The organism is Phyllobacterium sp., assembly GCF_037994425.1.
Lineage (GTDB): Bacteria > Pseudomonadota > Alphaproteobacteria > Rhizobiales > Rhizobiaceae > Phyllobacterium.
On record NZ_JBBNAM010000046.1, the window covers coordinates 1 to 8,736 of the forward strand.

Below are 8,736 nucleotides of genomic sequence, written 5' to 3' on the forward strand. Positions count from 1 at the left end.
AACGCTGCTGCTAACACAATTTTTCTGACTGTTTGCACGTGGGCTAAGCTCGGCATTTTCGTATATCCGTTGCAAAGACAAAATAAACCACAGCGCGATTGCTGCGGTTACAATCCATAAGACCACTACAATAAAGGCAGCACCTCGACTGGTGGGACGGGCTCCTGCGATAGTTGCCTTCTGACGGCATTCGGCCATGATGTGTGGGGGGATCATTCGGATTGCAAGAAAAATTCCGAGCGGCACCAGGATCAAATCATCGAGATAACCAATAACTGGTATGAAATCTGGGATGAGATCGATCGGCGACAAAGCATACGCGGCCACAATAAAGGCCAAGGCTTTCGCATAACCATGGCGTTCGCTCATCGCGCGCAGCCAAGTAGATCGCATGGACATCCCTCTTTAGATTTTAGCCCATCCTCGCAGTCGCTCAAACCGCCCCGGAGGCCGTACAGGCGTCATTCTGAAATCCTCGCTAAGAGAAGGCGTTGTCCGTCGTTGAGCGGCGCATGGCGCTTTGATCGGTAGCGAAGGGGAGATTCGAACCCCCGACCTCTGCAAAACAGATGCTCTAGAGGATTACGCTTTGCGCGCAGTCTTGCGCTTGCCCCATTTCGGGTCTGGCTTGCCGGTGTAGGCCGTCCGTAACGGCTCTGCTTCCATGTAGATGTTCGCCCCTCTCGCGGCTTCCACGAACGCAACCCGCGCGACGGCAGCCGAGCAGCCACCCTCTAGGCACTTCAGCATGATTTCCTTGGCCAGACGATATTTGTCGCCTGTTTCCTCGGGCCATTCCTGAAGCAGAAACACGGCGGCGTCATAAGCCGACGTGATCGCGACGAGCTGTCCGGGCTTGCGGCCAAACACCCGAACCATCTTGAATGTCTTGTAATCCTCGTACATGCCGAAAATGTAGGGGAAGTTTCCGAGATTTCGAATCAATCATTTTATTTATTCATTGAGGGACTATACGTGCTAAGGGGCGATTTATAGGCGCACCCAGCACTCCGGTGTACGTTGTTGATCAAGGCTGAACGCTGTTAAAAGCCCAGCGGTCAGCTTTTTCGGGGGGGCGAGGGAGCGCCAATTATGCCTCCCGACTTTCGTTTGGGGCCGGCCAAATTTCAATCTTCATCGTTCAAAAAAAGAGCGGCGAGCTTGCGCACACCGCCGAGCAGCCTTCGCCTCCCTTGGGGGCGGGAGCCATGGCGAGGGCTCTTAGCTGACTTGCAAAGGGTAGCAGTCCGCATCTTGTTCAACGCAAAATTAGCTTGGTTGTTCCTGTTCGCCAGTAGACACAAAGTTTGGACGCCGAGCCGAGTTCTATGCCTCGCCATCGCCCTTATGCTCTCTGCAATACCACTCCATACCGTAGCGGCGATCAAAGCCAAATGATCCCCACGCATTGCAGCCTGGGTGCATACAGTAGTGTTCGATTATCCCGGCCGAAGCTTTGTCCACGTTCGTGGGATAGGTGGGCTTTGGCGGGAGGGGTTCGTTCATAGCAACTGCGGTTCTTCGGCTTGAGGTTGCGGCAGCAGGATAAGGCGGTCTTCGGGCAGGGGCCTCTGCAACTGTAGAGCTAGACCCCTTTCGGGAGTCTGGGGGACGGTCATGTCAGCCGCGTCGAGACCAGTTGTTCCGGTGTCAGAACGCGCTTTGGCCGCCGTCCACGACGAGAGCTTGGCCGTTGACATAGGATGCGTGATCCGACAACAGGAACAGCGCAGCGTGCGCCATTTCCTCGGCTTCCGCTAGCCGTCCGAGCGGGATATCGACCGCCAGCGGATGCGAAAACGTGCCGTCATCTTTCGTCACCATTCGGGCCGACGTCATCGGCGTGCGCGTGATGGATGGGTTGAGGCAATTGACGCGGATGCCGATCGGGCCGAGTTCCACCGCAGCCGCCCGCGCCATAGCGACGACACCGCCCTTGCTTGCGCTGTAGATGGATGTGCCGACGGCGCCGATATTGGCGAGCACCGATGCATTGAACAGAATCGCTCCGCCGCTGCCCTGCCGCTTCATCTGTTCGACCTCCGCCTTGAGACAGAAAAAGGAGGCCTTCAGGTTCGTGTCGATGACGCGATCCCATATTTGCTCATCGAGCGTTTCGATCGGCCCGCCACCCGTAATCCCGGCATTGTTGAAGGCACAATCCAGCCTGCCATACTGCGCCACGACTTGCGCGATAATGCCCGGAATGCCGTCAATGACGCCGAGATCGGCCTGGACGAACATTGCCTGCCCACCAGTTGCGGAGATCCCGGAGACGACTTCTTCGCCCTCCGCCGCGCGACGGCCGGTAATCGCAACCTTGGCTCCCTCCTGTGCAAACAATATCGCGCTGGCGCGGCCAATGCCCGATGTGCCTCCAGTAACAAGCACGACCTTGTCTTGTAATAGTCGCATGTTCGTTTCCTTCCAGATTTCGAAATATTCGGATCGAAAATGCCGCCTTGGGCGCCGGTCAAAGACAACATGCTCGCGCGGTCACGGTCTGCCCTGAGGCTGCCGGTAGGATCCGGAGAAGTTTGCTATCCTCATGTTCATACTCCGACGCATAATTTTTTCGCTGGTGACACTATTCCTGCTCAGTATCATGGTGTTTCTGGGACGGGACATCACGTTTATGAGTTCACGGCCTAACAGCGGTAGCGTTAATTACATTTGATTAGGTATGAGTTCGCTTTACAATAAAACGAGTGATGGTAAAATAAAGCGCGACAACCTGCATAAGCATTAAGCAGACCGGCGACCCATTTATTATAAAGCGTCAGTATTCTCACCGCCACTTGAGCGGAGAGCATAGAACTTTTTGTGCAAAATATCGGCACAAGTACTAGCGGGGGGCGAAATGCAGTTCGTACGTTGGGTAGTCTTTGGCCTTTTTTCAGTTGTTATGGTCTTCGCGTCCGCCGGTCCTGTGTCAGCACAGGTCGAGGGGGCCGCAAAGTGCGGACCGGAGATTAACACCTCCCCGTCATCGATCGACTTGGGAAGTCAGGCTGACCGAGTTCGCGAGGCAGTGCGCTGCCTGATAAATGCCGAGCGGGAGGCTATGGGCTTGCGGCCGCTGTGGCTCAGTCCGGAACTTACCCGAGCCGCTCAAGAACATGCTGCGGATGCGGGCCGGCTGCGGTGGTGGGATGGCGAGTACGAAGCCATGATGAATCCCGTTACCGGCGGAGTTGTGACTTACGACACTCACGTCAACCCAGAAACGAATTCAACGCCACAAACGAGGATTGTTGCCAATGGGTACTGCCAAAGGCAGCCACTTAAAACTGGAGAAATCACCTATACGGGAACGGGCAGCGATCCAACTCTGGTGAACTGCCCGTTAAATGCCTGCTCCACGCCTGTTGCGGCGGTCAACTGGTGGATGAACGTAAGCACGGCTGGGCATCGCCAGCGCGTTCTCGATCCCGCAGTGAGGCAAATTGGCGTTGGCCTTAGCGGAAACGGTGCCGATCCGCATACTCCGCTCGGGGGTGATATGGGGACCTACGTCGTGGATTTTGGCGATTGTCAGTCATTTGTCCCACCCACTCAGGAACCCGTCGTGCAAACGAATCCTGGATTTATTGTCGGTTTCGAGAAGTTACACATCAATGATTGTCCCGAGATCGGCATATGTGATTGGAAGCTTTCTTGCAGTGTCGCAGGTCAGGGAGCGGTCGAACTGATCGGGATGCGGGAGGCCAATACCGGCGATGACATTGTCCTTTCGGCTGCGGCGCTTCGCAACAGAACTCTTCCGGTTGATCTGACCTGCAGGGTCAGTGAGCGCGATGGACCCGGTTTTTTCGATAGTGCCGTATGGGAGCACGTCGGCACCGTCACCCAGTCGGTAAACATTGGCGAGAACCGTATTAGGATCAATCAGAGACCGAGCGAAGGCGATGTGACGGTGCATGTCTCTGCAGAGGCGCTCGGCTCAATAAGTACTCCCTTTACAGAAGAAGAGCCGCGGCCCGCGGCGCCAAGAAACTGCCGGACTACCAGCGCCCCGATTTGTGGGGGTATCAACATCGAATGCGACCGTCCCATGCCGTACTTTGATATCTCTGTTTCCGGCGGTGGCGGTGGGGGCATCCCAGTTTACATGACGAATCGCGAGATCGGCTTTATAGGAGCCACCTATCAAAGTGAAGGAAGGTTTACCTTGAAGGTTTGTGCGCATAATACCGCTGGCACCAGCTGCGGCCGCGAATTTCCGGTCGACCTCGGTCCCGTGGGTGGTCCCGACTGTTTTGGTCCGCCGCCTCCACCTCCGGCTTGCGCGCCCGGATTTTATCTCTGCCCAACACGAGGGTGCATTCCTGTGGGCCGCCACTGCGATATAATACGATAAACCGAGATTGCGTTGCAAAGCGATCGACTGTTCCAGTGGAGCGAATTCGACAAGGCTCCCGCTTCGGCTCACGTGCTCTTAGAAATGCCCTTCCGTCGAACCGTAGATCCTTTTCCTGATCCTCGTCTGTCATCAAATTCCCACCTAAGAACAGGTCCAGGAACTGAAACCAGCATGAGCAGTGCCCATCATGAGGCAGGCAGCGGTGAGTGAGGTCGCGATCCGGATAAATACATTTTTCATTGGTCTACCCTTTCGGACTGAGCGATCTGCCTCATCAGGAAGACGGCTTTTACTTAGCTGCTATGCAGCTGCGCTTCGTCTACGGCGACTTCCTAGCAACTCGAACAATTTCGTGCTTGCGTCTGCCTGCCAATCTTTTGTGTTGAGATGCCAGTTGGGGTTCTTGGCGTGCGTAACTACCCGGCAGCCATCGCTGGGTAGATCGACGCCCCCGTAGGACAGGCCGTTGACGACGACCACTATACAAATCCGAGCAATCGAATACGGTGCTCACGCCAGAGCAATCCAGCCTGCACAAAGGGGAATATTCATGCGAAACTTCCTGACACTCATCGCGGCTACGTCACTAGCGCTATCGCCTGCGATGGCAGCAAATGCACAAAGCCAAAATCCCCTCCCCAAGGCTAGCGACGTGCTTGTCCGATATGGGAAGGACATCGAGGGCTGGACTGTCTATACAAATCAAACCCGCGGAGATTGCTTGATCGTGCGCTCGGATGGCCCAAGTTCGGTGCAAATGGGCGTTACCGCAAATCAGGAGGTCGGGTATCTCGGCGTGTTCACGAAGGTAGATATCGGTCTCAAGAACGGGAACATGTCCGACATCTTCGTTTCCATCGACGGCCAGCTATATAAGGGTGTCGCTACTACCACAAGCGGCGACCTGAAGGACGGTTATTCTGGTGGCTACATCTTGACCGATGACCCGAAATTCAAGCGCGCCGTGGCGAAGCGTTATAAAATGACTGTATTTCCGGAAACTAAGGGAGCCTTTGTTGTCGATCTGAAGGGGACTTACAAGGCAATGGCAGCGGCAAAAAAGTGCCTCAAGCATTGACCGCCCGCTGACGCAAAAACCCGTCGTCGGGATTCAAGCACAACGACGGGTCGGTATGATGGGGACGGCATGAACACGATTGGACAACTGATTGCGCGCTCACGGAGGCGTCGTTACAATCGGATCTTTCCCTAGGTAGCAATCCAACCCAAGACCCACCGGATGCTTTCGTAAAGCAGCCATAGCACCGCAGCGATAAAAACAATTGCGAATACGGCAGGCCTGGTCCATTTGAATTTGCCCCCGGCAACCAAACTGGGGTCAGTGTGAGGCTCAACCGCTTTTATTTCAATGGTTTGCACCCTAAGCAGTTTGAATGAAGCGTGCTTGGCGCATAACTGCCTGGAAGCCATCGTCGCGGTGGCAAACCAAGGCCGCCGCCTTCGCCGTGCGGCGTTGCAATAAACCGCGCAAATCGTGCCTTGATGGCGGCTATGGCATCATGACGCGTATCGGCATGTCCTTCGTCGTCGCCGCAACGAAAACCACTGTGGCCAAGCTGGAAATTGTATTCCCAGCAGTCTTTAAGTTCCCCGTGCTCAAACCGCATGATGCGCCCAATGACGATGCCTTCCGCTTCCGCGCAGAAATCGTGGCGCAGCGGCTCGCCGCCGATGACAGTGCGTTGCCAGGTGATGTGCATGGGTGCAATAATAAGTGTCGCTGGCAGGATATCGCAAGGGCGGCAAACCATTCGGAAAATCACGATTTGTTCCGCATTATAAATGCACTGTGGAAAATTCCGAACTCGTTGATTTAAAGGATTATCTTTCTGGCCTGTCACGCCGGAGGTCGTGGGTTCGAGCCCCGTCACTCGCGCCACTTTTCTCAATAAAATCAACATCACAAGTTTGCCGCATTGCCAAAAGTCGGAACTCGGACCGGCCGTCCAGATTTTGGTTTTAAGGCGATCCATATCCGTACTCACCTGCAACGTCGTTTTCCCTAGCAGCACTCACTTCGTCCGTTTTGATTTTCCTGCGAAGGTCGACGACCTTGGCGGGGCAACCGACCGGCTGGCATAACCCGCCACGAACCCTTTCGCGCGGACTGCGCACTCATACTGCAAGCTGCGTGCATCGCCTCCACAAGCGTTTCGGTAAGTTTCTACCGCAGCGCCAGCAGGTTCGGGTGGTTGATCACTAATGGACAAGGGATATAGCCAAATGGCTATTCCTACGTCCAAACGGCTGTAGACGAATTGCAGGCTCTTCTTTTTCTTCATCTGCCTTCACAATAAGCGACAATCAGAACCATGCGCCCGTGTGTTTTGTCGGGACTGTGCGTGTAAGCGGAGTGGAGAAACGTCATGGCGGAGAATCGGCCCGTAGCGGAAGAAGCGCTCAACGCGAGCGTCAATCAAAGCATGATTCCGGGTTCCGCTTCGGGACATCTGGCGCTCGTACCGACATGGCTTCCCCTTGAGGTTCTTTCAAGCAATTCGGCCGGCAGCGGCGGCGATGGCATTGCGATCGGCATCATCTCCGCCGATCCGCTGGCAATTTTTACGCCTTCTAATGCGGCCATTGCGGGCCCTCATTCGTCGGCCGAAGCCAACCAGGGCAATAATGCGCTGATGAATCAGCATGTTACCGAAATGGCGGGCATGGGCGGCGATGGCGGCAGTGGCAATGTCGTTTTGAATGGCGGGGGCGGTGACACGGTGAACCACGCCGGCACCGGCGGCAATGGTATTTTCTACGGCGGCATGGTCAGCTCTGACGTTGGGGTATTTGCCCCGGTCAACACCGCCGTGTCCTGGGGTTCAGGATCGCATGCGACAGCAAATCAGGACAACAACGCCCTATTTTTGCAGGGTGCTACCCAGATCGGGGGCATCGGCGGTGACGGCGGCGATCACAACGGTGCGATTACCAATTCGCCAGGCAGCGCCGGAACGGCGCTTACCTACAGCGGCGATCTCTATTCCGGCCATGGCGGTAATGGCTATTTCATCGGCAGCATGGTCGATTTAAATGTCGCTATCTTTTCGCCAATCAACATCGCTATTGGCGCAGCTGGCGGATCGGCCGAAGCCCATCAGACCAATAATGTCGTATTTGACCAGGGTGCCGTGCAAATTGCCGGCATTGGCGGCAGTGGCGGTGGCTTCAATCTGAGTTCCGACACCATCTTCACTGGGTCCGGAATGGGATCGGGCGGTGGCGGAGGTTCAGGCTATTCCAATGGCAGTATCGTCGATGTGAATGTCGGTTATTTCCACCCGATCAACATTGCGGTTCCCGCAGGCGGCACGGCTGACGCCCATCAGATCGACCACGTGCTCTATGATCAGCATGCCTTGCAGATGGCTGGCATCGGTGGTAGCGGCGGAGAGGGTAACTTGACGTCCGACCACGCCTCCCTCGTCGACGACATCATGTCGTTCATGCACGCTTGAGATCCTGACCCGAGCATCCATATTTCGAACGCATTGATTTTGACTGCGGCGGAAGGCTGATGCTTTCCCGCCGCCAACAATTTTGCCCCTGAAAGGGGATACACCCATTTGTCCGTTCCCGCACTACATACCCTCCTTCGACCGCACCCCACCCAAAGGAACATCCCCGAATATCTAGCTAGTTCGCCGAGCAGAACGCGAGCACTCTTATCAGGCGGTTATCTTGCCTGGCGGAGACTGCTGGGTACCGGGCCGTGGGAGAAACACGGACAAAAACTAAAGTAGAGGAGTAAAATTATGCCTATTCCAAAATTGTCTGACACCATCCAGCTCAATCATTCCGATGCTGGCGACGCCAATGCCGGCAATGGCGGCGATGGATACAACGAGGGCACGATCAACTTCAGCCCTTCCGCATATTTCAGCGCATCACAGACCGTCGAAGGTGCACATACAAAATTGTACAACGGCGATGATGTCTGGCAGAAGGCTCATTGGGATGCCGACAGTGGCGACGGCGGCAACGCTTCGGCCCATGACGGTTTCCTTGCGGCTATCACCAACCTTGGTGACGGCGGTGCAGGCGGCAGCGGAACCTCCAATGGCAGCCAGACCAGCACCAGCGGTGGCAATGTTGCAGCAGTTGCTGCTGCCACGACCGGCAATCAACTGAATGAACTCGCTGCTGATCAACACGGCACGATTTTGGCTGGTGTCGGCGGCAATGGCGGTAACGGCAACAACGCTCTTGGCGGCGATATCTCTGCAGCTGTCGTTCATTCGGATCCCGAAACCACGACGACAACGGTCAACAATGCGCTTGACCATTTCATCAACGTGCTTGGCACGATCGATCAACACGATCTGGGATCATAAATATCCCTGGGGATCGCC

The 8,736-nt window shown here is 55.5% G+C and carries 7 protein-coding genes and 1 pseudogene; 4 read left to right on the forward strand and 4 right to left on the reverse strand.

Going from position 1 to position 8,736, the window contains the following annotated elements:
- Window positions 1-87 precede the first annotated feature (87 nt).
- The 3 genes and pseudogenes from AAAB35_RS02925 to AAAB35_RS02935 form a co-directional block, all read right to left on the reverse strand.
- Window positions 88-465, reverse strand: a pseudogene (locus tag AAAB35_RS02925) (YkvA family protein); the annotation flags it as partial.
- A 117-nt stretch (window positions 466-582) separates the two neighbouring features.
- Complete coding sequence (locus tag AAAB35_RS02930; protein WP_340666737.1) at window positions 583-945, reverse strand: DUF982 domain-containing protein; 363 nt, start codon at window positions 943-945, stop codon at window positions 583-585.
- A gap of 705 nt (window positions 946-1,650) precedes the next feature.
- Entirely contained in the window at window positions 1,651-2,415 is a 765-nt protein-coding gene (locus AAAB35_RS02935) for a glucose 1-dehydrogenase (protein ID WP_340666738.1), read from the reverse strand.
- A 445-nt stretch (window positions 2,416-2,860) separates the two neighbouring features.
- On the opposite strand from AAAB35_RS02935, the gene AAAB35_RS02940 reads away from it, so the two are divergent.
- A complete protein-coding gene (locus AAAB35_RS02940) occupies window positions 2,861-4,360 on the forward strand; it encodes a CAP domain-containing protein (RefSeq protein WP_340666739.1) in 1,500 nt (499 codons plus the stop codon).
- A 553-nt stretch (window positions 4,361-4,913) separates the two neighbouring features.
- Window positions 4,914-5,441 (forward strand): hypothetical protein, encoded by a 528-nt coding sequence (locus AAAB35_RS02945; RefSeq protein ID WP_340666740.1) that lies wholly within the window; start codon window positions 4,914-4,916, stop codon window positions 5,439-5,441.
- A 283-nt stretch (window positions 5,442-5,724) separates the two neighbouring features.
- On the opposite strand, the gene AAAB35_RS02950 is transcribed toward AAAB35_RS02945, so the two are convergent.
- Complete coding sequence (locus AAAB35_RS02950) at window positions 5,725-6,357, reverse strand: hypothetical protein (RefSeq protein ID WP_340666741.1); 633 nt, start codon at window positions 6,355-6,357, stop codon at window positions 5,725-5,727.
- Window positions 6,358-6,750: 393 nt separating this feature from the next.
- On the opposite strand from AAAB35_RS02950, the gene AAAB35_RS02955 reads away from it, so the two are divergent.
- Together AAAB35_RS02955 and AAAB35_RS02960 are read left to right on the forward strand one after the other, a co-directional pair.
- Window positions 6,751-7,842, forward strand: a complete 1,092-nt coding sequence (locus AAAB35_RS02955) for a hypothetical protein (RefSeq protein ID WP_340666742.1) — start codon at window positions 6,751-6,753, stop codon at window positions 7,840-7,842.
- Window positions 7,843-8,139: 297 nt separating this feature from the next.
- Entirely contained in the window at window positions 8,140-8,718 is a 579-nt protein-coding gene (locus AAAB35_RS02960) for a PE-PGRS family protein (RefSeq protein WP_340666743.1), read from the forward strand.
- The last annotated feature ends 18 nt before the right edge of the window (window positions 8,719-8,736 follow it).